Source organism: Streptomyces sp. A 4/2 (genome assembly GCF_940670765.1).
Classification (GTDB): domain Bacteria; phylum Actinomycetota; class Actinomycetes; order Streptomycetales; family Streptomycetaceae; genus Streptomyces.
On the sequence record NZ_CALNVW010000030.1, the window covers coordinates 190,727 to 217,368 of the forward strand.

The window sequence follows — 26,642 nt, forward strand, 5'->3', positions numbered from 1 at the left end:
GGCAGGCGGGAGCATCCGCCGCCCCGCGACGACCTCCCGTACGCCCCGCCTGCTGCGCCGTGGTCACTCCTGCGTGAGGTTTCGATCCGCTCGCGTTGACCTCGGACACCCACGACTTCGGCACGCTCAGCACTGCCGCCGACAGGCGATCGCCGGTCCTGATGTCCGACGAGCGGTCGCGTCGGATGTGAACCACCATGGGAACCGCGCTTCCGGTACGAGCGAGCCTCACCTCACCACATGCGACGCGGCGGAAAGGCGATCTCCCCTGATGACCGAGCACCCGCAAGGCAGAGCCCCTTCGCAGGCCCTCGCACCGGCAGGCCGTGACCCGTCGCTGGCGCCACCCCGGGCCGTCCGCGCCGGATGGTCGGCGCTCGACGTGCGGGCCGTCGACACCGTACGGGTGCTCGCCGCGGACGCGGTGCAGAAGACCGGGAACGGCCACCCCGGCACCGCGATGAGCCTGGCGCCGCTCGCCTATCTGCTCTTCCAGAACGTGATGCGCCACGACCCCTCCGACGACCGCTGGCCGGGCCGCGACCGCTTCGTGCTGTCCTGCGGGCACACCAGCCTCACGCTGTACATCCAGCTCTACCTCGCCGGGTACGGGCTGGAACTCGGTGACCTGGAGAAGCTGCGTACGTGGGGATCGCTCACCCCCGGCCACCCGGAGTTCGGGCACACCCGCGGGGTGGAGGTCACCACCGGACCGCTGGGCCAGGGAGTGGGCAACGCGGTCGGCATGGCCATGGACGCCCGCCGCGAGCGGGGCCTGTTCGACCCCCACGCCGAGCCCGGCACCAGCCCGTTCGACCACCACATCTACGTTCTCGCCTCCGACGGCGACCTGATGGAAGGCGTCTCCTCCGAGGCCAGTTCGCTCGCCGGTCATCAGGAACTCGGCAACCTGGTCATGTTCTACGACCAGAACCACATCTCCATCGAGGACGACACCGACGTCTCCTTCAGCGAGGACGTCGGCACCCGCTACGCCGCCTACGGCTGGCACGTCCAGCACGTCGACTTCACCGCGACCGGCCGTTACGTCGAGGACGTCGACGCACTGCTGACCGCCACCGAGGCCGCTCGGGCGGAGACCTCACGGCCGTCCCTGATCGTCCTGCGCACCATCATCGGCTGGCCCGCGCCCAAGAAGCAGAACACCGGAAAGGCACACGGCGCCGCACTGGGCGACGAGGAAGTCGCCGCCGTCAAAAGGCTGCTGGGCTTCGACCCCGCCGACAGTTTCAGCGTCGAGGACGAGGTCGTCGCCCATACCCGACGGGCCCGGGAACGCGGCCGGACAGCCCACGAGCAATGGCAGCAGGTCTATGCCGCGTGGCGCGCCGAACAACCGGAGCGGGCCGCGCTGTTCGACCGGCTGCAGCGCCGGGAACTCCCCGCGAACTGGACCGCGGCCCTGCCGCGATTCCCGGCCGACGCCAAGGGCATGGCCACCCGCAAGGCATCCGGTGAGGTCCTCACCGCGCTCGCGCCGGTCCTCCCCGAACTGTGGGGCGGCTCCGCCGACCTGGCCGGGAGCAACAACAGTACGATGGAGGGCGAACCGTCGTTCCTGCCGACGGAGCGCCAGACCGCACTGTGGAAGGGCGGCCCCTACGGCCGCACCCTGCACTTCGGTATCCGTGAGCACGCCATGGGCGCCGTCCTCAACGGCATCGCGCTGCAGGGAGTGACCCGCCCGTACGGCGCCACGTTCCTGACCTTCAGCGACTACATGCGCCCGGCCGTGCGGCTGGCCGCGCTGATGAAGCTGCCGGTCGTCTACGTCTGGACCCATGACTCCATCGGCCTGGGCGAGGACGGACCCACCCACCAGCCCGTCGAACACCTCGCGGCGCTGCGGGCCGTCCCCGGTCTGGACGTGGTCCGGCCGGGAGACGCGAACGAGACCGTCGTGTGCTGGCGCACGATCCTGGAGCACGGCGACCGGCCCACCGGACTGGTACTGACCCGCCAGGGCCTGCCGGTCCTCGACCGCGGGCCGGACGCCCACGCCGGTGCCGAAGGCGCGGCCCGTGGCGGCTACGTACTGCGCGAGCCGCGCGCGCCGCACAGCCTCGACGTCATCCTGATCGCCACCGGCTCCGAGGTGCAGATCGCGCTCGACGCGCAGGCGCTGCTCGCCGGTCAGGGCATCGGCGCCCGGGTGGTGTCGATGCCCTGCCAGGAGTGGTTCGCCGCCGAGCCCGAGGCGTACCGGAACGAGGTCCTGCCGCCGGACGTGCGGGCCCGGGTCAGCGTCGAGGCAGCGGTCGGCATGGGCTGGCGGGACTTCGTCGGCGACGCCGGACGCATCGTCGGCCTGGAGCACTTCGGCGCCTCGGCGGACTACCAGCGGCTGTACGAGGAGTTCGGCATCACCCCGCAGGCGGTGTCCGCGGCGGCGCGCGAGAGCATCACCGCCGCGGACACCGCCCGGAGCTGAACGTGTACGACGCGTCCGTGGACGCCGCGCCGAACCCCGGCGGGTACCTCACCGGGCCTGCGGGGTCCGGTCGTCGAGCGGCGCGCCGGGTGCGGTGCCGACGGCGGACGCCGGTGCGGGAACAACCGGCGGCGGGACGGCGGGCCGCTCCCGCCGGAACCGGGACGGCAGCCACCAGTTGACCGGGCCCGCCAGGGCCATCACCGCGGGCACCAGCAGCGGGCGGATGAGCAGCGTGTCGATCAGCAGCGACAGCGCGACGGTGACACCGATCAGCTTGATCACCGTGATCTGGGCCGAGGCCAGGGCCAGCAGCACCGCGATGACGACGGCGGCGGAGGCGGTGAACAGCGGTGCGGCGGCCTGAAGTCCGGCAGCGGTGGCCCGAGCGGTGTCACGGGTCCGGGTGTGTGCCTCGCCGATGCGGGAGAGCAGCAGCACCTCGTAGTCCATGGACAGCCCGAAAGCCAGACAGATCGCCACCATCGGAGTGAGCAGGTCGATGGTGCCGGTGACCGTGAAGTCGCCCACCAGGAACCTGAGATGACCGTCCTGGAAGATCCAGACCATGCCTCCCGCGGTCGCCGTGAGACTGAGCAGATTCATCACCAGCGCCTTCACGGGGAGGAAGAGGCTGCGGGTGAACAGGGCCAGCAGGACCAGTGTGCAGAGGGCGACCAGCCCCGCCGCGTACGGCAGCCGGCCGGCGATGGCGGACTTGATGTCGGCCAGTTCCGCGGCGGGCCCGGCGAGACGTACCGCCGTGGGGGCGCCGGTGGAGCGGATGTCCCGGGTCAGCCGGGTGCTCGCCGGGCCGTACGCCGACGCGGGACCGCTCACCGCGACCCAGGTCCCGGCCGCCGCGCGGTGCCGGGCGGCGAGGTCGGTGCAGGTGACCCGTACCGCCGCCGGGTCGGTGGCGTGGGCCGGACAGCTCAGGACCGGGCGCCCGGCCGCGTAGACCCCGGTGACGGTGCGCACCCCGGTGGCGCCGGGCAGCGCGGACAACTGGCGTGCGTAGGCGTCGAGTTCGCTCAGCCGCCGGGGCGATTCGGGCTGCCAGCGCGGTAGTACGACATCGGTGGAGGAGCCCGTGACCGAGGGCAGCTGCGCGTGCAGGACCCGCGCCGTACCGGCCACGGAGGCGGTGGGAGGGAGCACGCGTTCGTCGCTGAGCCCGAAGACCGCGCGGTGGAACGGCAACGCGAGCGCGGCCAGCACCAGAAGCCCCCCGACACCGACGGCGACCGGGCGGCGCATCGACAGCACGGCCAGCCGGTACCAGCGCCCCTGCTCGGTCGCCCCCCGGAACCGCCGCCGGGCGAACCAGTCGGTGCCGGCCCGGTCCTCACCGAGACAGGACAGCGCGGCGGGAACCAGCAGCAGCGCCGTGACGGCCGCCAGCGCCACGACAGCCAGCCCGGCCCAGGCGAGAGACCGCAGAAAGTACAGCGGGAAGACCAACAGCCCCGCCAGGGCGGCCCCGACGACAGCGGCGGACACCACGACGGTGCGGCCACCGGTCGTCATCATCTGCCGCAGCGCGGCGTCATGGGACGCCCCGGCGGCGCGTTCCTCCCGGTAGCGGGCCACCAGGAAGAGGCTGTAGTCGACGGCCATCGCCAGGCCCACGGCGGTCGTGAGATTCAACGCGAACACCGATACCTCGGTGACCGTGGTCAGCGCGCGCAGCACAGCCAGCGCCCCGGCCACCGCCACCGCGCCGACGGCCAGGGGCAGCAGCGCCGCCCACAGACTGCCGAAGGCCCAGAGCAGCAGGAGCAACACGGCCGGTGCGGCGATGAGTTCGGCCGTACGCAGATCCTTCTCGCTCTGGTCCTCCAGGTCCTTGAGGGCTGCGGCCTGGCCGGTCGCGTCGACCCGGAGCGGACCCCGGACCCCGGTGACCTCCGGCAGCAGCCGGTCCACCGCGGCGCGTGTCCCGCCCGCGCTGCCGCGTAGCCGCACCAGCACGACCGCGGTGTGCCCGTCCGCCGTGCGCAGCGCCCGCACCAGGGCGTCCGCGGCCCGATCCGTCCCGGCCGGCGCCGCCCGGCGGGGACGCACCGAGCCGGTCCAGTAGGAGTCCACCCCGACGACCTGCGGGTCGGTGAGGAGCCGGGAGACGAGGTGTACGCCGTCACGCCGGGCCTCCGGCGCGTCGACCGTGCCCCTGGTGCGCGCCAGCAGGACGAAGCCGGGGGCGCCGCCGCCGAAGGACTCCATGGTTCTCTGTGCGCGGGCGGAAGGTGCGGAATCGGGTACGAACCCGCCGTTGACCAGGCGCCCGCTGACGTCGTGGCCCGCCAGTGCGCACAGCAGTGTCAGGGCCGCCGCGAGCAGCAGCACCACGCTCCGCCGCCGTACGGCGAGGCGCCCCGCCAGGGCGAGCAGGCCGTTCAGACCGCCGGGGGCCGGAGCGGGTGGATGCGGGGCCGATGTGTCGCGCACGCCGATGTCCCTCTCGTTCGTCTACGGAAATTTCCCCCGGATCCGCTGTGAATTCCGCGAAGACCCCGAAGAGGGAAGACACCGGAGGGGAAGGAATTTCACGGGAGGGGATGCACAGAGGGAACGAGGGGGCACCGGATTCCGGCACGGCCGATTTCGGCGGAACCTCTCACGGGTGGGCCGACATGAGGCATCAGAGCCAGGTGCAGTGGCTGAACCTCCCCTCGCGTGAAGGAAATCCGTAAAACGGAGAAGTCCCTCGTTGGTGTGGATGTTCCCTGTTCCGGCGGGTCGGGGGCCGCGGGCCGGGATACGTTTCTGTTCTCCCGTGAACTGAGCCGGTTGCCGGGCGAGTTGAAGTCAGCTTTGAAGTCAGCTTTGAAGTCAGCGAAGAAAAGTGAATGTGCTTCATGTCCGATGTGGTAGGCCCGGCCGAACAGGCAACGGCGTTTCCGTACGGGAGCTCTGGAGGATCCACGGTCGCCATGACCGGCGCCACCGGATTCCTCGCCTCGCATCTTCTGCTGCACATGCTGCCGCGGGGCATCCAGGTGGTGGCGCTGGTCCGCAGACCACCGGAACGGGCACTGGCCTCCCTCGCGCTGGCACTGCGCTCGGCCGGTGCCCCGGACGAGACCGTGCGACGGGTACCCCGCCAGGTACGGGCCGTCCAGGTCACCCTGGACCAGCCCCGACTCGGCCTGTCCCGGGCCGAGTTCCGTACGGTCGCCGACAGCGTGGACGCCGTCTGGCACTGTGCCGCCCTGACCAAACTGCGCGGGGCTGCCGACGACCTCCACCGGACCAATGTGGAGGGCACCCGCCAGATCCTCGCGCTGGCCACCGCGGGTACGCGCCGCCCGTATCTCTTCCACGTCAGCACCGCCTTCGTGGCCGGAGCCCGCCTCGAAGGCCTGGTGCCCGAGAGTGAACTGACGGCGCACAGAGGGTTCCTGACGCCGTACGAGGAGTCCAAGCACCGCGCCGAGACCCTGGTGCACGCCTGGGCGCGCGGCACCGGCCGGGGCGTCCGGATCTTCCGTCCCAGCGTCCTGCTGAGCGACCGCACCGCCCTGCCGCTGGCGCCGCAGCACACCTACGCGGTCCTGGCCGCCAAACTCGCCCTGTTCCTCCGGACCGGCTCCCGGGCGGCGGCCGAGCTGTCCACCGCCGCGGGGGACGCCACCAGCCGCCTGACGGTCCGGCTGCTGGGGGAATCCGACGCCCGCATCAATCTGCTGCAGGTCGACGACGCGGCCCGGGGCATGCTGCGGCTGGCCGAGCAGCCGTCCGGGCCGGGCGTGCACGTCCATCACATCGTGCATCCCACCGAGACCCCGGTCGCCCGGGTGAACGACGCGCTGCAGCGGTCCGTACCGCGCCTGCGCCTCACGCTGGTCCCCGACCGGCCGGAGCCCACCGGTCTGGAGCGGGCCCTGGACCGGTACGGCGCCGAGGCCACCGCCTACCTCGGGCTGCGCCGCAGCTATGAACGCACCAGTCTCCAGGACCTGGAACGGCGTCAACTGGCCGTGCCACCGGCCCCGGTCGACAGTTCCTATCTGGATGCCGCTCTCGCCCCACCCGTCATGGCTCGCTGACGCGGCCACCAATCAGAGGAGGAATCATCAGCGTTTCGATGGAAACCCGGATCACCGCCGTCATCTCCCGGCACTTCGGACTGGATCCGGCAGAGATCACTCCGGCCACCACCTTCGAGGACCTCGACATGGACTCCCTCGCCCTCGCGGAGACCGTCGTCGTCCTGGAGGAGGAACTGGGCTTCGAATTCCCGGACATCGAAGGGGCCTTCTCGCCGAAGGCCACCCTGGCCCAGGCCGCCGAGGCACTGGCCCTGCTGGTACCGACCGCGCCCGCCGGGTCATGACCCGGCGCTCCGTCTCGGTCACCGGCATCGGGATGACGACCCCCGCGGGTGTGGGCGTGTCCGCCGGGTGGTCCGGCCTCTGCCAGGGCCTCTCCACCGCCGCCCCCGACCCGAGGCTGACCGGCATGCCGGTCAGCTTCTCCTGCCGGATCCCCGGATTCGACGCGACCGAAGCGATCGGCCGCCGCATCGTCTGGCGCACCGACCGGTTCGTGCACCTCGCGCTGGTCACCGCGCGGGAAGCTCTCGCGGACTCCGGCATCGACACCGGGACCTGGGACGGCAGCCGGGTCGGTGTCGTCATCGGGGTCGGCTCCAGCAGCCAGGACACGGCCACCCGCGAGTACGAACATCTGGCCCGCGGCGCCTACCGGGCGCTCTCACCGACCGATGTGCCCCGCAGCATGCCCAACATGGCCCCCGCGGAGATCGCCATCGACTGCCGGGCCACCGGGCCCAACTTCGCGGTCAGCACGGCCTGCGCGTCAGGTGCCACCGCCATCGGACTCGCCCACGACCTGATCGTCTCGGGGACCTGCGACATCGTCATCGCCGGGGGCGCGGAGTCGGCCGGATCCTCCCGGCTGGCCGCCGGCGCCTTCTGGCGGATGGGCGCCCTGTCCACCAGGTCCGACGACCCCGCCGGTGCCTCCCGGCCCTTCGACGCCGACCGCGACGGCTTCGTCCTGGGCGAGGGCGCGGGCATCCTCGTCCTGGAAGAGACCCGGCACGCCAGGGCCCGCCGGGCGACCGTCCACGCCCAGCTCGCCGGATACGGCACCACCTGCGACGCCCACCACTGGACCACCCCGCACCCGCAGGGACGCGGCACGGTGCAGGCGCTGGGCACGGCCCTCGCCGGAGCCGGACTCGAACCCTGCGACATCGGCCACGTCAACGCGCACGCCACCTCCACCCCGGCCAACGACATCAGCGAGGCGGAAGCCCTGCGTACGTTCTTCGGCACGCCCCCGCCCGTGACCGCCACCAAGAGCGTCATCGGGCACGCCATCGCGGGCGCCGGAGCGATCGAAGCCGTGGTGAGCGTCCTGAGCCTCACCCGGCAGACCATCCACCCCACCGCCAACCTCGACCGGCTCGACCCCGCGGTGGACCTCGACGTGGTCACCAAAGTGCCGCGCAGCCACCGGATGGACGCCGTGGCGAGTACATCCATCGGCTTCGGCGGCCAGAACACCGCCCTGGTCTTCACCTCCGCATGAACGCTTCGTCGCGTGCCGCCGGCGCGGTGCCCGAGCCGGTACCGCTGGGGTGCCCGGCCCTGTACGAGCGGGGATTCGACGCGGCGGCCGGACGACTGGCGGCACCGGGCGGTCCGGCGCTGCGCCCGGTCACGCTCAACGGGGGACTGCGCGCCTGGGCCGCCACGGAGCCCGCGCTGGCGCGCGGCATCCTCACCGACCCCCGGCTGACCAACGACATCGCCGAGGTGGGCACGCCCGTGCAGGGCTTCCCCGACCGCCGGTACCCGGAGGACTTCTTCGCCCACGCGCCACAGTTGCTGTCCGCCTCCGGGGAGCGCCACCGCAGACTCCGCAGGATCGTCGCGCCCTACTTCAGCGCCGCCGCGGTGGCGTCGATGGCCGCGCGGCTGCGGTGCGGCACGGCCCGGATCATCGAGGACCTCGCCGACCGCGACCGGATCGACATCGTCACCGACTTCGCCCTGCCGCTGGCCGGCGCCGCGGTCGGCGAGATCCTCGACATCCCGGCCGACCGGCGGCTTCCGGCGGTGACCGCCGCTCTCGCCGCCAGCGCGGTGGACCCGGCGGCCGAGGACGCGGGGGCGGCGCACCGCGCCTTCTCCCGTACCGTCCTGAACGTCATCGGTGTCGCCCGGCGTTCCACGGCCGCCACCCCGGCCACCGCCCTGCTCCGGGCCCAGCGGGCCGGAGAGATCTCCAGCGCCGAGTTGGCCGGGATGATCGGGATGCTGCTGATCGGCACGGTCGACTCGCTCACCACCGTCGTCCCGGCCGGCACTCTGATGGCCGTGCGGCGCCCGGACGTCCGCCACGGCCTCAGCCACGACACCGGTCCCACGACGGCACTGACCGAGGAGATCCTGCGGCTCAACCCGCCGTTCCAGCACACCGGATGGAGATTCACCCGTGAGCCGTGCCGTATCGCGGACGTCCCGCTACCGCACGGCGCCGTGGTGGTCACCTCGCTGCTCGCGGCGAATCTCGACCCAGGACTCTGGCCGGACCCGCTGCGCGCCGATCCGCACCGTGCCGCGCCGGGCAGCCATCTCTCCTTCGGGCACGGACCGCACTACTGCCTGGGCGCGGCGCTCGGACGTCAGCTCGTCCACTCCGCACTGACCGGGCTGTTCGGCAGGCTGCCCGGACTGGGGCTCGCGGACACCGCGGGCGAACTCACCTGGCACGGCACGTGTCTGCGCCGGCTGGACAGCCTTCCCACGGACCCCGGCGGCGGACACCGGATGCCACCGGGACGGGTCCCTCACTCCTCGAAGTAGGCGTCCAGGACCGCGTCGAGCTGCGCCGCCCACGTCTTGAGACCGTCCCGGCTGTCCGCCGCGACATCGGCCTGGTAGGTGTGACGGTTGGGCATGTGGACGTAGACGGTGAGCCGCCGCCCGTACTTGGACGTCTCGAACTCGACGGCGCCGATCTCGCTCCACTCGAACTCGGCCTCCTGGTCGTCCAGCCGGAGCAGCACGCCGGTGTGGTTCGCGATGATCGCCGAACGGCGGTCGGAGACCTCGAACGAGGGTCCGTCGACCACGGCGGCCCCGTCGCCGCCCGGCCCGTCGGCGTCGCGTCCATCGGCGTCCGGTCCATCGGCCTCGGGTTCGGAGCCTTCGGACCCGGCGGCCTCCTGTTCCGGTGACGCCTCTTCGGGCGGTGTGTCCCGCGGCACGGAGTCCTCCGGCGCCGCCTCGTCGTCGACCGGCGGCGCCGCTACGGCCGACGGCGAGTCCCGGGGTGCGGGCATGAGGCCGGGGACGTACGCCGGATCGGTCGCGGCGCCGTGCACGGGTGGGCTGTTCGGACCTGTCTGCTGTTCCACGGTGCGCAGTATGGACGATGGACCTGTGCGACGGCCAGCGGATCCGTCCCCGTACCGGGGCCGGGCACCGGGGCGCGCGTCGGTCAGGTGCCGATGCGGTCGCCGATGAGGCGGGCGTAGGCCCGCTCACCGCGGGCATTGGGGTGCAGCGGTGCGGCGGGCGCGGTCGGGACGAAGCCCTCGATCCATTTCACGCCGGGTGCCCCGCAGGCGTCGTGCCCCTTGCCGGGTGTCCGCACGTCGACGTACTCGGCGCCGTGCGCCGCCGACTGCGCGGCGATCACCCGGTTCATCCGGTCGATGCTTCCCTGCAGCCAGTCGGCGTCACCGCCGAGCACCGGGACGACCGGCCAGCAGCCTCCCGGCCGGAGGTACGCGCCGTAGCCGGTGACCAGCACCCTGGCCCGTGGGGAGCGCTCACGGATGGTGTCGAGCACGGCGGCGAGCTCGGGCCCCAGCGCATCGATACGGACGGCCTCCTGGTCCACGCCGTCCTGGACGTACGCGTCCTCGCAGCGGGTCCCGAAGGGGGTGAGCCGGACGCAGTTCCCGGCGACGCCGACCAGCCCGGCGTCGTTGCCGCCGACGGTGAGCGTCACCAGCGTGGTGCCGGTGCTCAGCGCGTCGAACTGCGGCGGGACCGTGCCCGCTTCCGCCCCGAGTACGGAGAGCTGCTGCGGGGCGGTCAGGTCACCGGTCCGGGCGCCGCCGCACGTCACGTCGCGGAATGCGTCGACCTTCAGCCGAGCGGCAAGCAGATGCGCGTAGTTACGGGCCGACCGGCCACAGGCGAGCGGTCCCGTCGCGGGCGGTACGAGCGGACCCGAGGCCATCGAGTCGCCGAGCGCCACATAGACCTGCCGGGCCGGGGCGTCCGCGCTCGCGGACCCGGTATCGGCCACCGCGACCGACCCCACCAGCGCGAGCGCCGCCCCGAACCACCGGCGCACACCGGGTGAAGTCCCCTGACAGTACGAAGAGTTCACTGCTTCTCCCGGCTGCTGTCGGTGCGGTGGTGACTGCCGGGGTGGTCCGTGGCGGCGGCTGCCCGCCGGCCGTGGACTCCGGAGCCCCGCCCGAGCACGCTACCGGTCGCGCCACCCGAGCCGCCGGACCTTTCACGGCCCGCCCCCGAACGGCCCCCGGCACACCGGCCGGGCCGTCAACCGGGCGCCGGTGAACCGGGGTTCCTCCCGCCGGGAACCCGGGGGCGGTACCCCACCGCCGGGCAGGTGCGCGAAACTGGTCGCGTGGCGGCATACCTTCCCACCGAGACCACGAGTCTCGTGGGGCGAAAGAACGAGCTGGACCATCTGCGGAGCGCTTTCGCGAGGTACCGGCTGATCACACTCACCGGGATCGGCGGGGTGGGCAAGACCCGCATCGCGCTGCGCGCGGCGAGCCGCGCGGCACCCGACTGCCCCGACGGGGTGTGGTGGGCGGATCTCTCCCCGCTCTCCGGCGAACGGCCGCTGCTGGCCACCGTCTCCGACGCGGTGGGGCTCTCCGACCACACGGCGCGCAGCCAGGTGGACGCACTCTGCGAGTGGCTCACGGACAAGCAGGGGCTGTTGGTGCTGGACTCCTGCGAACATCTCGTCGACGCCTGCCGAAGCCTGGTGGGGGACGTCCTCACCTCGGCCCCCGGGCTCACTGTGCTGGTCACCAGCCGTCAGGCGCTGGGTGTCGGCGGCGAACACACGGTGGCCGTCGAACCCCTTCCCGTCGAGGGCGACCAGGGGGCGCTCGCCCTGTTCACCGACCGCGCCGCCACCGCCGCACCCGGCCTCTCCCTCGCCGATCCGGGCACGGCGAAGGCCGCCGCCGACATCTGCCGTCGGCTGGAGGGCATCCCGCTCGCCGTGGAACTGGCTGCGGCCCAGCTCCGGGCCCGCTCGGCAGAGCAGGTGGCCGAGCGGCTGAACTCCCGTTTCGACTCGCTCGTCGAGGGCGGACAGGAGCAGGCACCGCGCCATCGGACGCTCAGGACCGCCATCGGGTGGAGCCACGAACTGTGCGAGCCGCTGGAGCGGTTGATGTGGGCGCGGCTGTCCGTCTTCCGCGGCTGGTTCGACGAACACTCCGCGCGCGCCGTCTGCACCGGCGGCCCCCTGTCCGGGAAGACCGTGGACCGGGCCCTGGAGGGGCTCGTCGAGAAGTCCGTACTGACCTGGGACGGCGCCCGGTACCGGATGCTGGACACCATCAGGGAGTACGGCCGGTTGTGGCTGGAGGAACTGGGCGAGAGCGCGGCGCTCTCCGACCTCCACGCGGCGCACTGCCTCGCCGTCGCGCGTGAGGCCGACGCCGGCTGGCTGAGTTCCGAACAGAGCTCCTGGTACCAGCGGATCGCCGATGTCCACACCGATCTGTGCACCGCGATGGACCGGCTGCTGGTCACCGACACCGAGCGGGCCCTCGAACTGATCGGACTCGTCGGCTTCTTCTGGAGTTGCTGCGGCCATCTGCACGAGGTGCGCAGCTACCTGGAGCGGGCCCTCGCGCTGCATCCACGGCCCGGTCCGTACCGCGGCAGGGCGTTGTGGGCGCTGGGCGTCGCCACCCTGCTCCAGGGTGAGCACGACCTCGCCCACGAACTCGGCGTGCAGTGCGACGAGGCCGCACAGCAGCAGAACGACAGGGAGATGTCGTTCGCGGCGGGCTATCTCCTCGGCCTCAGCCATCTGATGTCAGGGCGCCCGCTGGCCGCGCACACCGTGGCCGTACGGCTTCCCGGCCCCGGCCGGGACACCGACGAGACGTCCGCGTCCCGGCGCAAGTGCCGACTGGTCGAGGTGTTCGCCCTCACCGGCCTGGGTCTGCTGACCGAGGCCCGGCAGGAGGCGGAGGCCCTGCGCACGGCGTGCCTGCGGACCGGGGACTGGTGGACCCGCTCCTACACGGACTACCAGCTCTCGCTGATCTCGCTCTTCCAGGACCGGCCCGACGACGCGGCCGACCACGCGCGGGCGATGCTCACGGGCAAACGCCGGATCGGTGACGCGTTCGGGATCGCCCTCGGGCTGGACCTGCTCGCAGCCGCCCTCGCCGCACAGGGCAAGGGCGAACGGGCCGCCCTGGTCTTCGGGACGAGTCAGGCGTACTGGCGGACGGTCGGCCACCCGCAGCGCGGCACCCCGGAGCTCGGCCCGGTGCGCGAGGAGTGCGAACGCAGCGCCCGCGCCGTCATCGGGGACGACGCCTACGCCGAGGCCTTCCAGCGGGGCGCCTCGGTGCGTACCGCGTCCGGACTCGCGCGGGCACTCGACGGTCAACTCGCCCTCCCCTGAGGCGTGTCCGGCAGAGAGAGGCCGGACACGCCCATCGGCCGGAGGCATCCCCGGATCATCGGCGGGCGCGGTCTTGCGGGCGGCCGTACACCTGCCATGATGTTCACACTTTGTGCACAGATGACCTGGGGGGGCCATGGGAACCGTGGGCACCGCGCTGCTCGAACTGCGATCGGCGCAGAAGTCGGCCAAGGGAGTGTCGCTCTACTCCCGCTTCGTGAACCGTCCGGTGGGCCGCTGTCTGGCTGCGGTGTCGCACGGCCTGGGGCTGACTCCCAATCAGGTCACCCTGGTGAGCGCCGCGTTCAGCTTCGCCGCGATAGCCGCGGTCATGGTCGGGGAGCCGTCCTGGGGGCTGGGGTTCGCCGTGTGGCTGGGCCTGTTCCTGGGGTTCGCCTTCGACTCGGCGGACGGGCAGCTCGCCCGGCTGCGCGGCGGTGGCAGCCCGGCGGGGGAGTGGCTGGACCATGTGGTGGACTGCGCGAAGATCACCGCCCTGCACGCCGCCGTCCTGATCGCCTTCTACCGCCACCCGGAACACTTCGGCGCGACGGACGAGAGCTGGCTGCTGGTCCCGCTCGGATTCCAGTGGGCCGCGGTGGTGACCTTCTTCGGCGGCCTGCTCACCGAGAAGCTCAAACCGCGCCCCGTACCCGGCAGCCCCGCCGCCGCGCCGTCCACCCTGCGGGCGGTGGCGCTGCTGCCCGTCGACCACGGCATCTTCTGCCTGGTGTTCCTGCTGCTCGGGGCGGGGACCGGATTCCGCTGGGCCTATACGGTGCTCGCCTGCTTCAGCGTGCTCTTCCTGGCCGCCTTCCTCATGAAGTGGTTCCGGGAACTGAACGCAGTTCCCCGCTGAACGGCGCCTCGGGCTGCGCCAGTACGTCGAGCGCGCGGCGCAGTTGGGTGCTCGACGTGTGCACCGTGTACGGGAAGTAGACGATCTCGACGCCGACGGCGGCGAAGTCCTGCTCCAGCTTCTCGCCCTTCGATGTGCCCCGCCAGTCGTCCCCTTTGAACAGCACGTCGAAGCGGACCTGCTTCCAGGTCTCGACCTTGTCGGGAACGGTCTCCACGAAGGCGGCGTCCACGTACTTGACGCTGCGTACTATCTCCAGCCGCTCCACGAGGGGGATCATCGGACGGCGCCCCTTGGCCCGCTCCGCCATCTCGTCGGACACGACTCCGGCGACCAGGTAGTCGCACCGACTACGCGCGTGACGAAGGATGTTGAGGTGTCCGATGTGGAAGAGATCGTAGGCGCCGGGCGCGTATCCGACCCGGTACGGTTTGCCTGTTGTCATGACTGAACCCCCCTGCGAGCCACACCCCCCGGTGTGGAAGGTATCGACGATAGCGTGCACATTCCGTTCAGGTTGAGTGAACGATGGGGGTGACAATGGGTTCACCTCTGGGGGAAGGGACCGCCGCGTGGTAAAGACGCGACGTATCGACGAGTCGGCCGGACGGCAGCGCCGCCTGCTGCTGGTTTCCACGAACTACGCGCCCGAGCATGCCGGTATCGGCCCGTACGCGACGCAGATTGCCGAACACTGGGCGGGACTCGGTCACGAGACCCATGTACTGACCGGGATGCCGCACTACCCCGCGTGGTCGACGGACCCGGCGTACGCCGGTGCCTGGCGCCGCACCGAGGAGCGCGGCGGCGTCCGGGTGCACCGCAGGCGGCACAGCGTGCCGCCGCGGCAGACCGCTGTGCGGCGCGCGCTGTTCGAGGGCACGATCCTGCTGCACGGTCTCGCGGCGCCACCCGGCATCGGCAGACCGGACGCCGTACTCGCGCAGATGCCCAGCCTCGCCGGAGGGGTGCTCGGGGCGCGGATGGCGGCCCGCTGGAAGGTGCCGTACGTCCCGGTCGTGCAGGACCTGATGGGGGCCGCCGCCGCGCAGAGCGGGATACGCGGCGGTGACCGCGCCGCCGCCCTCGCCGAGCGGGCCGAGTCGTACGCCCTGCGGCGGGCGGCCCTCGTGGGTGTCATCCACGAGACCTTCGTCGACAAGGTACGGGCGATGGGCGTCGACCCCGGCCGGATCAGGCTGGTACCCAACTGGAACCACGTCCCCGGCCCTTCGCGCCCCCGTGAGGAGAGCCGGGTCAGGCTCGGCTGGCGGGCCACCGACACCGTCGTCCTGCACTCCGGGAACATGGGTCTCAAACAGGGACTTGAGGTCCTCGTCGAGGCGGCCAGACGTGATCCGGCGCTGCGGGTCGTGCTGATGGGGGAAGGAAACCAGCGCGAGACGCTGGGCAGGCTCGCGGCCGACGTACCCAATCTGGTCTTCCTGCCACCCGCCGGGGAAGGTGAGTTCCCGGACATTCTGGCGGCGGCCGACATACTGGCCGTCACGCAGCGGGCGTCGGTGCTCGACATGAGCGTCCCGTCCAAGCTGACCTCGTACTTCGCGTCCGGCCGGCCCGTGGTGGCGTCGGTGGCCGCCGCGGGCGGCACCGCGCAGGAAGTACTGCGCTCCGGCGCCGGGGTGCTGGTTTCTCCCGAAGATCCGGACGCCCTGCTGACAGCGGTGCGTAGACTCGCCGGAGATCCGGTGACCGCCGATGCGCTGGGGGCCGAGGGGCCGCGCCACGTCGCGTCCCACCTGTCGAGGGACGAGGGACTGGCGCGGATCGACGCACTGATCGACGAGGCCTTGGGGGGTCCAGTCAGGTGACGGACATGCATGCTTCCGCGGCGCGGGACGACGAACCGGATCTGCTCAGAGACCAGTTCAGGCAACTGCTGCGCTACCGCCGCCTCATCGGCGCGGGCATCGGCATCGGCCTGCTCGGCGGCGCGTGGCTCGGTGTGACCTCGGCGGACAGTTACGCCGCCGCCAGCGACATCCGGCTGCGCGCGCCCACCAACGACCCGTTCAACCCCGCGGTCTCGGTGGACAAGACCATCAACATGGGCACCGAGCGGCAGACCGCGAGCAGCAGCAGCGTCGCCGAGGTGGCCGCGCGGGCGCTGGGGCTGCCCGACAGCCAACTGGCTTCCCTCCAGCACGGTCTTCAGGTCACCAACCCGCCCCAGACCATGGTGCTGCACTTCAGCTACACGGCGACCACGCCCGAAGAGGCCGCCCGCCGTGCCAACGCCGTCACGAAGGCCTACCTCGATCTGCGGAAGAAGCAGTGGGGCGATCTCCGGGACAGCATGATCAAGAAGACCCGCGACCAGCTGGACCCGATGGCGAAGGAGCAGCAGGACCTCGCCAGGACCCTGGCGAACCAGGGCAGTTCGGCCTCGGAGTCCTCGATCGCCCGCAGGGACGACCTGGCCAACAAGGTGTCCACGCTGACCAGCCAGATCGCCAGCCTGAACGCGCTCGACATGACCGCGGGCACCGTCATCGTCAAGGCGGTCCCGCCGACCTCGTCCAACGGCCTGGGGCTGTCCGTCTCGCTCGGCGTCGGCGGCGCCGTCGGTGTGGCGCTCGGACTGCTCGCGGCCTGGGTCCGGCTGGTCTTCGACCCCGCACCGCGCTCGTCCGGCGACGTCGCCCGCGCGGTACGCGCCCCGGTCCTCGGCACCCTTCCACGGGTCACCGCCGGAGGCCCGCTGCTCGCCGTCGACCAGGCGGACTCGCGCCTCGCCGAGGAGTACCGCTCGGTCGCCTTCCGGCTCGCCTACGACCAGCGGTTCGCCGACCGCCGCCGACTGCTCGTGGTGGCGCCCCGCGGCAGCAACAGCGAAGCGGCTGCGGCCGTCGCCTCCAACCTGGCGGCCTCCTTCGCGGAGACCGGCAAGGACGTCCTGCTCATCGAGGCCGATCTGCGGACGCCCTCCCTCACGGGCAGACTGCGGGCGAACGCGGAGAGCCGCCCCGGCTGGAGCCTGCCACCGCAGCCGGGCGAGTCCGGCTGGCCAGGACCGCGCCAACTCCAGGTCGACGCCGGGGAGTCGGGCGCCTTCGACCTGGTACCCGGTGAGCGGGTGCGCAACGTGGCACGCGCACTGACCTCGGCCCGGGTGACCCGGCTGATCGAGGAGGCCGACCTGCCGAACGCGACGGTCGTCGTCCTCGCCCCGCCCGTCCTCGCCTACGCCGACGCGCTGGCCCTGGTCGACCGGGTCGACGGCGTGCTCATCGTCTGCGACCCGCGCGCCGTGCACCGCGCGGAACTCGTCCGGATCAGAGAGCTGATCGCGGGCGCCGGCGGGACGGTGCTCGGCGCGGTCACGCACTCCGCGCTGCGCCACCCGGGACGCGGCGCCGCCAAGTCCGGCCATCGCGGCGGTGGGGGCCGCTCGTCGAACAGATCCACGCCGCAGCGCATGGACCCGGCGAACTCCGTCCCGTACCCGCCGCTTCGGCAGTACCCGCCGGGGGACGGCAGCGACACGATGGCCCTGCGCACCATCCCGGCGAGAGACCGGTGAGACGCTCGGCCGTCGTCGCCGCATCGGTACTGGACCAGGCAGCTTCCAGCCTGACCAACATCCTGGTGCTGGTGATGGCGGCCCGGGTCTCCACGACCGGCGGCTTCGCCGCGTTCTCGATGGTCTACCTGACGTTCACCGTGCTGCTCGGCCTCAACATGTCCTACGTGGGGCAGGCCGTCGTCCTGGAACGGGGCGACAGCGCCGCGCTCGCCTCGGCCTGCCGCTCCGCCGCGGCCTTCACCGCCCTCGCCTCGCTCGTCGCGGGCGCGCTGCTGGCGGCGGGCGGAGCCGTCGTCGGCGGGCGCCTCGGGCACACCTTCCTGGCGCTGGGCCTCGTGCTGCCCTTCGTGCTCCTCCAGGACGGCCTGCGGTACTCCTTCTCCGCGCTGCAGCAGCCGCACCGCGCGCTCGCCGCCGATGCGCTGCGGTTGCTCTGCGTGGTGCCCGCCCTGCTCGTACAGCCCCCGCACGTGAGCCCCGCCCGGCTGGTGGCGGTCTGGGGCCTCTCCGCCGGACCGGCCCTGCTGACCGGCCTGCTGCTGCTCAGACCGCTGGTCACCGGCGCCGCCACACAGGTGCGCCGCTATCTGCGGCGCGGCCACCTCGGCATGCGGTTCGTCGTCGAATTCGCCGTCGGCAATGCCTCCAGCCAGCTGGCCGTCCTGGGACTCGGGCTCTTCGCGAGCCCGCTGGCGGTCGGTGCGCTGCGTGGCGCCACGACCCTCTTCGGCCCGCTCAACGTGCTGTTCAACTCGGTCAACGCCTTCGGCCCGCCCGTCCTCGGCCGCCTCGGCGGCCGGCGGGCGACCGCGCGCGCCGCCGCCTTCCTCGGCTGCGTCCTGGCCGCGACGGCGTTCGGCTGGGCCGCCGTGCTGTACGCCCTGCCCGACCGGATGGGCCACCAACTCCTCGGCGCCACCTGGCAGTCGGCCGTCGGACTGCTCCCCGCCACCGGCAGCCAGTACGCCGTGATGGCCCTGGGCACCTGCGCCCTGGTCACCCTGCGGGTCCTCAGTCCACGTGCCACCCTCTCGCTCCAGGTGGTGTTCTCCCTGGTCTCGGTGGTGCTGATGCTCGGCGGGTACGCGGTCGGCGGCGCCATCGGCGCGGCCTGGGGCCTGGCCGCGGGCTCCGCGCTGAAGGCGGTCGCCGCCTGGGCGCGGGTCGCCGTGCCCGGCCCGGCGGCCGAACCGGCCACGGACGGTCAGCGCAGCACCGCGCCCCTGTCCTGACGGTGGGTGAGGACCATCGCGATACAGAGCATCGCGATGGCCACCCGGCCCGAGGCCTGGAGCAGCGGGCCGCGCAGCAGGATGAACGAATAGCCCGCGACGAGCGGCACCACGAGCGAGATCAGACTGCCGGGCGGTGTGCGCCGGACCGCTCTGCGGGCGTATCTGCGGTCCACCCGCGCGGCGGCGTACCCCATCGCGAGGAGACCGAGGGACATCCCCACCGGCCCGAAGTCGATCCAGAGCTCCGCCCAGACCGGGGAGGAGAGATTGGTGTTGACCGCGCCCATCCACTGCCCCACCAGCACCCCCGTGTCGTGCGGCTTGCCGGGCCACACCGAGCGGGGGACGGCGAACAGGACGGACCCGGCCAGCTGGCGGCCGTAGAGGTGGCCGCCCCCGGACTTCTCGAACGTGATGGTGTTCGCGAACATCCCGATCTGGTCGTAGTCCTTCAGCGCGAGCGGCTCCAGCACCGAAGTCGTCTCCACCGGACGGTAGTTCTGGTCGTCGTAGCGGAAGCGGTCGGCGAACGGGAAGATCACCAGGGCCACCACCACCCCCAGGCTCAGCGCCGAGCGGTACATCGCCGCGCTGACCGGGAAGACGGTGAACAGCAGCGAGAGCAGGACGGTGAGGAACCAGTAACGCGGGTTGGATATGGGGTTGTTGACCACCGTGTTCAGCGCGGCGAGCGCGATCCAGACGGCGATCACCGCCGGGGACCTGCGGGCCCGCCGCGAGGTGACCAGCCAGCGGGTGTACGCCAGCAGGGCGAACAGCGCGGGCACGGTCCCGAACCCGCGCAGAAACGCCTGGCCCGCCTGTGAATCGGCCTGCGAGATGCCCGCTTCCTCGATACCGGCGATGATCTCCTGGCGGCTGCTGAAGAACACCGCGGGGCCACCCAGCTTGAGGATGAACACGGCGCTGCACACGAAGGCCACCACCACCAGCAGGTACAGCCTGCGGCGGTGCACCAGCGCGGGCCGGGTCGCGCCGCGTCCCTTGCCGCCGGGCCGGTGCCTGGCCAGCAGCGCCCCCACGTCGAAGGCCGCGCAGCCGATGAGGACGAGCGCTACCGCCTGGGACACGTCCGAGCGGGGTCCGACCACCGGCGTGGGGACCTTGCCGAGCACGGCCTGGGCGAGCGGCGCCACCCCCATCGCCATGTAGACGAAGAGCCAGAACGACCCCTGGAGCAGCTTGCGGTGACTGGTCAGCACCATCGCGGACAGCCGGGCACCCGCGTACACGGTCAGGACGAGCTGGAGCCGGTACGCGGTGTCATGGACCCCGTCGCCCGGCTGAACGGCGACGATCCCCGGCAGGACCAGGGAGAGCCCCAGCGCGAGCGGCACCGACAGGGCGCGGGAGAGCAGGGTGCGCGGCGACACCGCGGACGCGAAGCGCGGGACCGGAACCGGCAGGGCCCGGACAGGACCCGGCCGGACGTCCTCGTTCGTGTCCGTCGCCATCGTCAGCCCCCGCCCCCTGATGAAGTTTCCCCCGCGGCAGTCTACCGACGCCGGGTCGCCGTCCAGGGGTAACCAGTAGGCTGAGCGGTCAGGCGCCTGGGGAGGCGCCGGTGGGGGTGAAGTGGTGCGTAATCTCCCGGCGTTCACGCTGGCCGGATACGACAAGGGCCGCGGCAGACTGGTGCAGGCCCTGTGGTTCGCCGTGATGAACACCGTCTTCATGGCGTGGTTCTGCCCGGCCCGGCTGCGGGTGGCCCTGCTGCGGGCGTTCGGAGCCACCATCGGCGAGGGGGTGCTGATCCGGCACCGGGTTCGGGTCCTGTGGCCGTGGAAGCTGACGGTCGGTGACCACACCTGGATCGGGGAGGGCGCCTGGCTGCTCAACCTGGAGCCCGTCACACTGGGCGCGCACGTCTGCGTGTCGCAGGAGGCCCTGCTGTGCACGGGCAGCCACGACCACCGCGCCGCCGACTTCCGGTACCGCAACGCCCCGATCGTGGTCGAGGACGGCGCCTGGATCGCCACCCGGGCCACCGTGCTCGCGGGCGTCACGATCGGCGCGCACGCGGTCGCCGGAGCGGGCACGGTCGTCCACCGCGACCTCCCGGACCTCACCCTGCAGACCGCCGAGGGCCGACGCCCGGTGGAGGAGCCCGTATGAGAGTCCTGCACGCGGTCACCCTGCACAGCCCGACCCACGCCTTCGGCGGTCCGGTCCGGGTGGCGCTCAACCTCTCGGCGGGGCTGCGGGCCCGCGGACACGACGCGCGGCTGCTGGCCCTCGGCGACGGATTCGACGGCCCGCTGCCCGGCGAGGTGGAGGGCGTCCCGGCCCGGCTGTTCCGGGCGCGCAGACTGCTGCCGCTCGGCTTCAGCGGAATCACCTCGCCCGCGCTGCTCGCCGCGGCGGGCAGGATCGTCCGTGAAGCCGACCTCGTCCATGTGCATCTCGCCCGGGACCTGGTGACCCTGCCGGTCGCCCTGGCGGCCCTGCGCGCGGGCCGGCCGCTCGTACTCCAGACGCACGGCATGATCGACCCCAGCGACCGGCGGCTGGCGAAGGTACTGGACGCGCTCGCCGTCCGCCGTGTACTCCGCCGGGCCTCGGCCGTGCTGTATCTGACCGGCCACGAACGCAAGGACCTCGAAGCGGTGGCCGGACCGCCCGCCCTGGGCGGCACGGTCCGGCTGGTCAACGGCGTGCCCGCCCAGCAGCCCCGCCCCACGCCGACGGGCCCACCGCGCATTCTGTACGCGGCCCGCCTCCAGGCCCGCAAACGACCCCGGGACTTCGTGGCCGCGGTCCCGGAGATCCTGCGCCACCACCCGGACGCCGAGTTCGTCCTGGCCGGTCCGGACGAGGGGGAACTCGCCTCCGTACGCGCCCTCATCGCCGAACTCGGCGTCGGGGAACGGGTCCACTGCCCCGGGGCCCTGTCGGGCGCCGACATGCTCGCCGAGCTGAGGCGCACCCACGTCTATGTGCTGCCCTCGGTGGACGAGCCGTTCCCGATGTCGGTCCTGGAGGCGCTGTCGGTCGGCACCCCCGCCGTGGTCACGGCCTCCAACGGGCTCGCGCGCGACATCGCGGACGCCTCGGCCGGACGCGTGGTCGACGGAGCGGCCGGGCTGGCACCCGCCGTACGCGAGTTGCTGGACCCGGCCGTCAACGAGAAGGCCTCCGCGGCGGCCAGGAAGCTCGCCGCGGAGGCCTTCTCGATGGAGGCGGTGCTCGACACCCTGCTCGCGGTGTACGGCACGTGCTACGCGGGCAACCAGGCGTAACAGCCGGAGGACGTGAACTCCTCGGCCCCCGCCGGGATCCGGGCCTCGACCGGCCCCTCGGCTCCGGTCGAGGGGCCGGAGGCGAGCAGCTTCCCGCCCTTGCCGGTCGCCCGCCAGGTGCAGTTCGGGTCGGTGGTCAGGGCGCGGTAGCGTCCGGCGGCCGGCTTCTTCCGGGTGCCGTCGGGGAACCCCGCCTCAGCCGCATCGAGCACCGGCAGCTGATCCGGGCAGAGATGGGTGATGGCGGCCTGCGCGTCGGGGATGTCCCCCGCGATCACCGCGCCCACCGCCGCGTCCCGGTCGTGCGCGGCGGTCCTGGACACCCGCTGGCAGGTCTCCTGTCCGGTCTGGAGCACGGCGGCCGGGTCCATGTTCTTCGGTACCCGGCCGCTCAGATAGGCCTTGTCCCGCTTGCTGAACGTGCCCGTGGCGGGCGTCAGTTGAGCATCCGGCAGCGTCGAGGCCCTGGGCAGCGGCGCCGACAGCGACGCGGGCGGCGACGGTGTGTCCGGCTCGGTCTGCGCATCGGGGACGCTCCGCGCCGGGACCGGGCCGGACGAGGCGCCGGCCGCGTTCTTCCCGTTTCCCGACGAGTGGGACGAACCGCACGCGGAGACGGCGAGGAGGGCGGCCAGCACGGCCGCGGCAGCCGCCGGACGCCGGAGGAGTGGACGCATGAAGTGGCTCCTGTGGTACGGGCGGTGCGGGGGCCGGCAGGCCGGACCCCGCACGCGGTCAGTGCGTTGCCGTCATCGGCGCGCATCCGGTGCGCCGAAGGTCAGTACGAGCTGCGGGGTGCCCTCGTTCGCGGCTGCCTCGTGGGACCACAGCCACAGGGGATCCGTACCCGTGCTGGTCAGCGCCAGACTGTACGGACCGCCCAGCGCGGGGGAGAGCGCGGCCGTGTCGAGCGCGGCCGAGTAGAGAGCCGAACCCTCGGTGGCTCCGGTCAGGGTGCCGAGGGTACCGGCACCCAGCGCGGGCCGGTTGTTGTACGTGAGTCCCGTCTCGGTCCAGGCGCCGGTGACCGGGACGACGGACTGGCTGTCCGTGGAACCCGCGCCGGCCTGGGTCGATGTCTTCACCGACAGCCTGGCGCTCTTCAGCACCGTACCGGCCGGGGCCGGGGGCAGCGCGAAGCGCAGGTAGGAGAGGTACGCCGAGGTGCCGCGGACGGCGAGCGAGCTGGACGTGCCGTAATTCGTGCTCGGGGCGCCCGCGTTGGCGTAGGTGTCGTCCGTCGCCGGGAGAGTGGCGACGGTGTCGGCCGGGGCGCTCGCCAGCTGGTGGTGGTGCGTCACCTGCTGCGCGGTGAGCGCCGACGGGTAGATGGCCGTCTCGTCGATCTGCCCGGCGAAGAAATTGCTCGTCGGCTGGTCCGGCCAGCCGCTGAGCTGGTCGCCGCCGACCCGCCAGTACCCGGCGTACTGCTGGTTGCCGGTCACGCCGGACGAGGCCTTGAGGGACCCGTCGACGTAGAGGGCGAGCCCGGACGGGCCCTGGGTGGCGACCACCTGGTGCCAGGCGCCGTTGTTGTAGCTGCCCGGGGTGGAGACGGTCTTCGCGCCGCCCGTGTACACACCGAAGACGAGCTTGCCCGCGTTGGTCAGGTAGACGTTCTTGTCGTAATTGCTGCTGGTCTTCGTGGTGTTGTTGCCGAAACCGACGAGCTTGCCGCCCCGGTCGGTCGTCGTCCGGAACCACGTCTCTATGGAGAAGGCGCCCTCCACCGTGGTGGGGCGGTCGCTGTACACCAGCTGGTCGGTGCCGTCGAAGCCGATCGCCGTGCCCGGCCCGTTGACCGCGGCAGGCGTCTGCCGCAGGGACGGCGCGTCGAGCTGGACACCGCTGTTGTCCGAAGGGGACGAGTCGCCCGTGAACGGGCCGCTCGACTCGTCGTAGCGCCAGTACTGCGTGGCCCCGTCGTCCAGGACGGCGGCCGGGTAGGCCTCGGCCGACGTGGGCACCGTGACCGTCGCGGTGGGGGAGAGCCCACTGGCATTGCCCGCCGCGTCCGTCGCGGTGACCCGGTAGGAGTACGTCTGGCCAGGGCTGACCGTGGTGTCCGTGAACGACATCTGGGGCCGGGACCAGGGCAGCGAGTCGCCGTCCATGGTGTGCACCGGGGTGGAGGAGCCGTTGCGGTAGATCTTGTACGTCAGCCTGCTGTCGTCCGTGTCGGTGCTGGAGCGCCAGCGCACCTGGACCTCACCGGGTCTGATGCTGGAGGCACTGGCCTGCGGCACCCCGGGAACACCGGTGTCGGGGCTCGCCGCGAACCGGGTCAGTCCCTGCGCCGGAGCGGCGTTGACCGTGGTGAACTCGCCCCCGACCCACAGGTACTTGTTCGAGTCGGTCTCCGAAACGGCCAGTGCGCGCGGGCCGATGCCCTCGCCCAGACCGTCATTGGTGTTCGGGAACCAGCCGAGCTTGCCGACCGACGTGGTCGGCTGGGCCAGCAGATGATGGCGCGGACCGTCGGGGAACTCGCCCACGCTGGAGCAGTCGTGGGCGTGCGACGCGCTGTAGAGGACGTTCTGGTACGACAGCACGGCCTGGGTGGCGCCCAGGCAGGTGTCACGCCAGCGCTGGCCGAAATCGCTGAGGTTCAGCGCGATGCGGCCGTCGAAGACGCCGCCGCCCGTTCCCTCGTTGCCGGTGTAGAAGCCGGTCGCGTCGGTGCCGATGCTCTTGACGACCGAGTTGGTCTCGATGAAGTCCGGATACGTCTTCACAGTGGCGCCGGTCGTCGCGTCGACCACGGCGAGGGCGTGCGAATCGGCCCCGTTCACGGTGAAGAAGTCACCGCCCAGGACGACGTCGTGTCCGTCGGGCGTGACCGCGAGGGCCCGGCCCGGCAGATCCGCGTCGGCCCGGAACGGCCGCAGCGCACCGGTCGTGCTGTCGACCGCCGCGAACCGCTTGCGGGTCTCGCCCGCGACGGTCCCGAAGTCGCCGCCCGCGTACACCGTGTCGCCCGTGACGGCCAGGGTGCGTACGGTCGCCGGGAAGCTCGGGCGGAAGTCCGGTTCCGGTGCGCAGGCGGCGATGTCGATCGCCGCGAGGCTGCTCGCCTGGACGCCGTTGACAGCGCCGAAGTAGCCGCCCGCGTACAGGGTCTTCCCGTCGGGCGACACGGCGAGCGCGCGGACCGTCGCCGTGCCGCTGCTGATGGTGAACGACAGCTTGCAGGAGGTGGGTTCGCCGGTCGCGGCGTTCATCGCCACGAAGTTGACGGCGTCCTGTGCCGTTCCGTCCACCCCGTCCGGCGGCCTGACCTGTGAGAACGTACCGCCGACAAAGACGGTCCCGTGCGCCTCGGCGAGTGCCCAGACGATTCCGTTCGTCTGCCAGGTCGGCAGGTCGTCCGCGGTGAACGCCACCGGAGGGGTCACCGCCATGGCCGGTGGTGCGGCGGTCACCCCCCAGCCGGCGGTGGCGGTGAGTACGAGGGCAGCCGACAGCCCCCAGGATCTACGCATGTTCCTACCCCTCAGGCACGGAAGCCCAGGTCTGTGGCCCGGTGCGGGCCGGTTCGCGGTGTGTTCGCACGCCCCGCGGCCGGGGCGTGCCGGTCAGCGGTCGATACGCACGGTGGCGCCGGCCAGCTGGTCCTCGACCTGGCGCATATCGGCGTCCACCATGATCGCGGCGAGTTCCGCCACGAGCACGGCGGGTTTCCAGCCGAGCAGTTCCCGCGCCTTGCCCGGGTCGCCGATCAGCGAGTCGACCTCACTGGGACGCTCGTACTTCGGGTCGTACCTGACGTACGTGTTCCAGTCGAGGCCCGCGTGCGAGAAGGCCGTCTCGACGAACTCCCGTACGGTGGCGGCGACTCCGGTCGCCACCACGAAGTCGGACGGCTCGTCGGACTGGAGCATCCGCCACATGGCGTCCACGTACTCCGGGGCGTACCCCCAGTCGCGTACGGCGTCCAGATTGCCCATGTAGAGCCGGTCCTGGAGCCCGGCCTTGATGCGCGCCACGGCCCGGGTCACCTTGCGCGTCACGAAGGTCTCGCCACGGCGCGGCGACTCGTGGTTGAAGAGGATGCCGTTGACGGCGTACATGCCGTACGCCTCGCGGTAGTTGACGGTCGTCCAGTAGCCGAAGACCTTGGCCGCACCGTACGGGCTGCGCGGGTGGAACGGCGTCCGCTCGTTCTGCGGTGGCGGGGTCGCGCCGAACATCTCGGAGGACGAGGCCTGGTAGTAGCGGGTCTCGATGCCGCTGGCACGGATGGCCTCCAGCAGCCGCAGGGCGCCCAGCCCGGTCACGTCTCCGGTGTACAGCGGCGCGTCGAAGGAGACCCGGACATGGGACTGCGCCCCGAGGTTGTAGACCTCGTCCGGTCTGAGGTCGCGCAGCAGATTCACCAGGGCCACACCGTCGGACAGGTCCGCGTGATGGAGCACGAACGACCGGTTGGCCTGTTGCGGGTCCTGGTAGATGTGGTCGATGCGCTCGGTGTTGAAACTGGAGGACCGTCGGACCAGGCCATGGACGGTGTACCCCTTGGAGAGCAGCAGCTCCGCCAGATAGGAACCGTCCTGACCGGTGACCCCGGTGATCAGTGCGGACTTGCTCATAGGAGATGCCCCTT

Annotated in this window: 20 protein-coding genes; 12 read left to right on the forward strand and 8 right to left on the reverse strand. The window is 72.1% G+C overall.

Annotation, left to right across the window (positions count from 1 at the left end; translation table 11 throughout):
• Positions 1-271 precede the first annotated feature (271 nt).
• Positions 272-2,452: a transketolase gene (gene tkt, locus NBY69_RS22310; protein ID WP_250303020.1), complete on the forward strand. Its 2,181-nt coding sequence runs from the start codon at positions 272-274 to the stop codon at positions 2,450-2,452.
• Positions 2,453-2,500: 48 nt separating this feature from the next.
• Here the strand turns inward: tkt and NBY69_RS22315 are convergent, their stop codons facing one another.
• The gene (locus NBY69_RS22315) at positions 2,501-4,903 is read right to left on the reverse strand and encodes an MMPL family transporter (protein WP_250303021.1); all 2,403 of its coding nucleotides are present in this window, start codon (positions 4,901-4,903) and stop codon (positions 2,501-2,503) included.
• 485 nt (positions 4,904-5,388) lie between these two features.
• Between NBY69_RS22315 and NBY69_RS22320 the strand changes: the two genes are divergently transcribed.
• From NBY69_RS22320 to NBY69_RS22335, 4 genes are read left to right on the forward strand one after another with little or no spacing between them, the layout of a single operon-like run.
• Positions 5,389-6,504, forward strand: coding sequence for an SDR family oxidoreductase (locus NBY69_RS22320; protein WP_250303022.1), 1,116 nt, complete (start codon positions 5,389-5,391; stop codon positions 6,502-6,504).
• Positions 6,505-6,542: 38 nt separating this feature from the next.
• Positions 6,543-6,791 carry an acyl carrier protein gene (locus tag NBY69_RS22325; protein WP_250303023.1) on the forward strand — a complete coding sequence of 83 codons (249 nt, stop codon included), beginning with the start codon at positions 6,543-6,545 and terminating at the stop codon, positions 6,789-6,791.
• Positions 6,788-8,014: a beta-ketoacyl synthase gene (locus NBY69_RS22330; protein ID WP_250303026.1), complete on the forward strand. Its 1,227-nt coding sequence runs from the start codon at positions 6,788-6,790 to the stop codon at positions 8,012-8,014. Before NBY69_RS22325 ends, NBY69_RS22330 begins: the two co-directional genes overlap by 4 nt.
• Positions 8,011-9,294, forward strand: a complete 1,284-nt coding sequence (locus NBY69_RS22335; RefSeq protein WP_250303027.1) for a cytochrome P450 — start codon at positions 8,011-8,013, stop codon at positions 9,292-9,294. The genes NBY69_RS22330 and NBY69_RS22335 overlap by 4 nt, the downstream gene beginning before the upstream one ends.
• Here NBY69_RS22335 and NBY69_RS22340 read toward each other — a convergent pair.
• Together NBY69_RS22340 and NBY69_RS22345 are read right to left on the reverse strand one after the other, a co-directional pair.
• Positions 9,279-9,848 carry a hypothetical protein gene (locus tag NBY69_RS22340; protein WP_250303029.1) on the reverse strand — a complete coding sequence of 190 codons (570 nt, stop codon included), beginning with the start codon at positions 9,846-9,848 and terminating at the stop codon, positions 9,279-9,281. The two genes, NBY69_RS22335 and NBY69_RS22340, sit on opposite strands and share 16 nt — an antisense overlap.
• Before the next feature lie 83 nt (positions 9,849-9,931).
• A complete protein-coding gene (locus NBY69_RS22345; protein ID WP_250303032.1) occupies positions 9,932-10,834 on the reverse strand; it encodes an SGNH/GDSL hydrolase family protein in 903 nt (300 codons plus the stop codon).
• Between the two features lie 264 nt (positions 10,835-11,098).
• Between NBY69_RS22345 and NBY69_RS22350 the strand changes: the two genes are divergently transcribed.
• Positions 11,099-13,138 carry an NB-ARC domain-containing protein gene (locus NBY69_RS22350; protein ID WP_250303033.1) on the forward strand — a complete coding sequence of 680 codons (2,040 nt, stop codon included), beginning with the start codon at positions 11,099-11,101 and terminating at the stop codon, positions 13,136-13,138.
• Between the two features lie 136 nt (positions 13,139-13,274).
• On the forward strand, positions 13,275-13,997 hold the full coding sequence (locus NBY69_RS22355; protein WP_250303036.1) for a CDP-alcohol phosphatidyltransferase family protein: 723 nt from the start codon (positions 13,275-13,277) through the stop codon (positions 13,995-13,997).
• Here NBY69_RS22355 and NBY69_RS22360 read toward each other — a convergent pair.
• Positions 13,957-14,442 carry an adenylyltransferase/cytidyltransferase family protein gene (locus NBY69_RS22360; RefSeq protein WP_250303038.1) on the reverse strand — a complete coding sequence of 162 codons (486 nt, stop codon included), beginning with the start codon at positions 14,440-14,442 and terminating at the stop codon, positions 13,957-13,959. The two genes, NBY69_RS22355 and NBY69_RS22360, sit on opposite strands and share 41 nt — an antisense overlap.
• Before the next feature lie 181 nt (positions 14,443-14,623).
• Here NBY69_RS22360 and NBY69_RS22365 point away from each other — a divergent pair, with 181 nt between their 5' ends.
• The 3 genes from NBY69_RS22365 to NBY69_RS22375 are packed head-to-tail and all read left to right on the forward strand — an operon-like array spanning position 14,624 to position 18,776.
• Complete coding sequence (locus NBY69_RS22365) at positions 14,624-15,829, forward strand: glycosyltransferase (RefSeq protein WP_250303150.1); 1,206 nt, start codon at positions 14,624-14,626, stop codon at positions 15,827-15,829.
• Between the two features lie 5 nt (positions 15,830-15,834).
• Positions 15,835-17,541 (forward strand): lipopolysaccharide biosynthesis protein, encoded by a 1,707-nt coding sequence (locus tag NBY69_RS22370; protein WP_250303039.1) that lies wholly within the window; start codon positions 15,835-15,837, stop codon positions 17,539-17,541.
• Positions 17,538-18,776: a hypothetical protein gene (locus tag NBY69_RS22375; protein ID WP_250303042.1), complete on the forward strand. Its 1,239-nt coding sequence runs from the start codon at positions 17,538-17,540 to the stop codon at positions 18,774-18,776. The genes NBY69_RS22370 and NBY69_RS22375 overlap by 4 nt, the downstream gene beginning before the upstream one ends.
• Here NBY69_RS22375 and NBY69_RS22380 read toward each other — a convergent pair.
• Positions 18,749-20,254 (reverse strand): hypothetical protein, encoded by a 1,506-nt coding sequence (locus NBY69_RS22380; RefSeq protein ID WP_250303044.1) that lies wholly within the window; start codon positions 20,252-20,254, stop codon positions 18,749-18,751. The genes NBY69_RS22375 and NBY69_RS22380 overlap by 28 nt on opposite strands.
• Positions 20,255-20,378: 124 nt before the next feature.
• On the opposite strand from NBY69_RS22380, the gene NBY69_RS22385 reads away from it, so the two are divergent.
• Complete coding sequence (locus tag NBY69_RS22385; protein WP_250303046.1) at positions 20,379-20,915, forward strand: WcaF family extracellular polysaccharide biosynthesis acetyltransferase; 537 nt, start codon at positions 20,379-20,381, stop codon at positions 20,913-20,915.
• The gene (locus NBY69_RS22390) at positions 20,912-22,039 is read left to right on the forward strand and encodes a glycosyltransferase (protein WP_250303047.1); all 1,128 of its coding nucleotides are present in this window, start codon (positions 20,912-20,914) and stop codon (positions 22,037-22,039) included. Before NBY69_RS22385 ends, NBY69_RS22390 begins: the two co-directional genes overlap by 4 nt.
• Here NBY69_RS22390 and NBY69_RS22395 read toward each other — a convergent pair.
• From NBY69_RS22395 to gmd, 3 genes are all read right to left on the reverse strand, one after another.
• Complete coding sequence (locus NBY69_RS22395) at positions 22,018-22,716, reverse strand: hypothetical protein (protein WP_250303049.1); 699 nt, start codon at positions 22,714-22,716, stop codon at positions 22,018-22,020. The two genes, NBY69_RS22390 and NBY69_RS22395, sit on opposite strands and share 22 nt — an antisense overlap.
• A 72-nt stretch (positions 22,717-22,788) precedes the next feature.
• Positions 22,789-25,521: a DNRLRE domain-containing protein gene (locus NBY69_RS22400; RefSeq protein WP_250303050.1), complete on the reverse strand. Its 2,733-nt coding sequence runs from the start codon at positions 25,519-25,521 to the stop codon at positions 22,789-22,791.
• A 93-nt stretch (positions 25,522-25,614) separates the two neighbouring features.
• Positions 25,615-26,628, reverse strand: coding sequence for a GDP-mannose 4,6-dehydratase (gene gmd / locus NBY69_RS22405; RefSeq protein ID WP_250303052.1), 1,014 nt, complete (start codon positions 26,626-26,628; stop codon positions 25,615-25,617).
• Positions 26,629-26,642: the final 14 nt, after the last annotated feature.

Coding starts and splice junctions, on each gene's coding strand:
- tkt (WP_250303020.1), top strand. CDS start 272: ATGACCGAGCACCCGCAAGGCAGAGCCCCTTCGCAGGCCCTCGCACCG.
- NBY69_RS22320 (WP_250303022.1), top strand. CDS start 5,389: ATGACCGGCGCCACCGGATTCCTCGCCTCGCATCTTCTGCTGCACATG.
- NBY69_RS22325 (WP_250303023.1), top strand. CDS start 6,543: ATGGAAACCCGGATCACCGCCGTCATCTCCCGGCACTTCGGACTGGAT.
- NBY69_RS22330 (WP_250303026.1), top strand. CDS start 6,788: ATGACCCGGCGCTCCGTCTCGGTCACCGGCATCGGGATGACGACCCCC.
- NBY69_RS22335 (WP_250303027.1), top strand. CDS start 8,011: ATGAACGCTTCGTCGCGTGCCGCCGGCGCGGTGCCCGAGCCGGTACCG.
- NBY69_RS22355 (WP_250303036.1), top strand. CDS start 13,275: ATGGGAACCGTGGGCACCGCGCTGCTCGAACTGCGATCGGCGCAGAAG.
- NBY69_RS22360 (WP_250303038.1), bottom strand. CDS start 14,442: ATGACAACAGGCAAACCGTACCGGGTCGGATACGCGCCCGGCGCCTAC.
- NBY69_RS22370 (WP_250303039.1), top strand. CDS start 15,835: ATGCATGCTTCCGCGGCGCGGGACGACGAACCGGATCTGCTCAGAGAC.
- NBY69_RS22380 (WP_250303044.1), bottom strand. CDS start 20,254: ATGGCGACGGACACGAACGAGGACGTCCGGCCGGGTCCTGTCCGGGCC.
- NBY69_RS22390 (WP_250303047.1), top strand. CDS start 20,912: ATGAGAGTCCTGCACGCGGTCACCCTGCACAGCCCGACCCACGCCTTC.
- NBY69_RS22395 (WP_250303049.1), bottom strand. CDS start 22,716: ATGCGTCCACTCCTCCGGCGTCCGGCGGCTGCCGCGGCCGTGCTGGCC.
- NBY69_RS22400 (WP_250303050.1), bottom strand. CDS start 25,521: ATGCGTAGATCCTGGGGGCTGTCGGCTGCCCTCGTACTCACCGCCACC.
- gmd (WP_250303052.1), bottom strand. CDS start 26,628: ATGAGCAAGTCCGCACTGATCACCGGGGTCACCGGTCAGGACGGTTCC.